Source organism: Klebsiella sp. GW_Kp182, from assembly GCF_040062275.1.
Classification (GTDB): Bacteria; Pseudomonadota; Gammaproteobacteria; order Enterobacterales; family Enterobacteriaceae; genus Klebsiella; species Klebsiella michiganensis.
Window position 1 is genome coordinate 1 of sequence record NZ_JBEAFQ010000033.1, and the last position, 998, is coordinate 998.

Annotated in this window: 1 protein-coding gene; it reads right to left on the bottom strand. The window is 57.9% G+C overall.

All coding sequences use genetic code 11. The features are described 5' to 3' along the window. Window positions 1–119: 119 nt before the first annotated feature. Window positions 120–998: transposase (locus ABLU88_RS16290; protein WP_102804086.1), on the bottom strand; the 879-nt coding region annotated here is incomplete at its 5' end.

Here is a 998-nt window from a genome sequence, read left to right on the forward strand (position 1 = left end):
GTAGATACTGTGAACGCCTGCAACCATTTTTAGTTGCCGATACTTTCTCCGGCTCCCGGATGACAGGCACACCAACGACAGCACTCTCTGGTGCTGTCGTTTTTTCTCAGGGAACGTTGTTACGCTATCAACAGCTCATGCTGTGAGGCATCGAACGCCTTTCCTGACTTCAGTACTCCATAAGCCACCTGCGCCAGCTTTCGCATCATCGCCCCTATGATGACTTTTGCCCGCTTTCCGCTCTCTTCCAGCCTTTTCCTGAACGCTTTTCCCCACGCCGTATGGTACAGCGCCGATAACGCTGGCATGTATAAGGCCTTGCGCAGTTGAACCGGCCCCGCTTTGCTCATCCGGCTCGCCCGCATCACGCTGCTGCCCGACTCATGCTGCACCGGCGTCAGTCCTGCATACGCCGCGAACTGCCGCGCTGTACCGAACTTCAGCCTCAGGCCCGTATACGCCAGCAGAACAGCCGCTGTTTTCTCCCCGATGCCCGGGATACTGTTCAGCAGCTTCCGCCGTCGTTTCATATCCGGGTCGTTATCCGTCAGGTCTTTTATCTGTTTTTCGATACGTGCCAGCTCCGCGCTCAGACATCCCAGCAGGATGTCAATGCTGGCCAGCTGAACCTCCGGCGCGGTTTCCCGTCGGTTTTTCTCCTGCGTCTGCATCTCTGTCAGCGCCTGATGCCTTAACACCAGGGCTTTCAGTGCCCGCTCTGTCGGATGAGGGGCCTCCCAGGCTGACGGGCGTTTTTCCCGGCAGAAGTGAGCCAGCATACGGGCGTCCACTTTGTCAGTTTTACTGCGCAACCCCTCACTCTGTGCGAAAGCTTTACTGAGGGCGGGGTTGATGATGGACACGGTATACCCGGCATCACTCAGATGCGCGGCCGCGTCTTCCATGTAGGTGCTGGTGGACTCCATGCAGACATGGGCACGGTTCACGTCATGGCCGCGAAGCCAGCGGACCAGCGCTTCGTGTCCGGAGAGGGTATT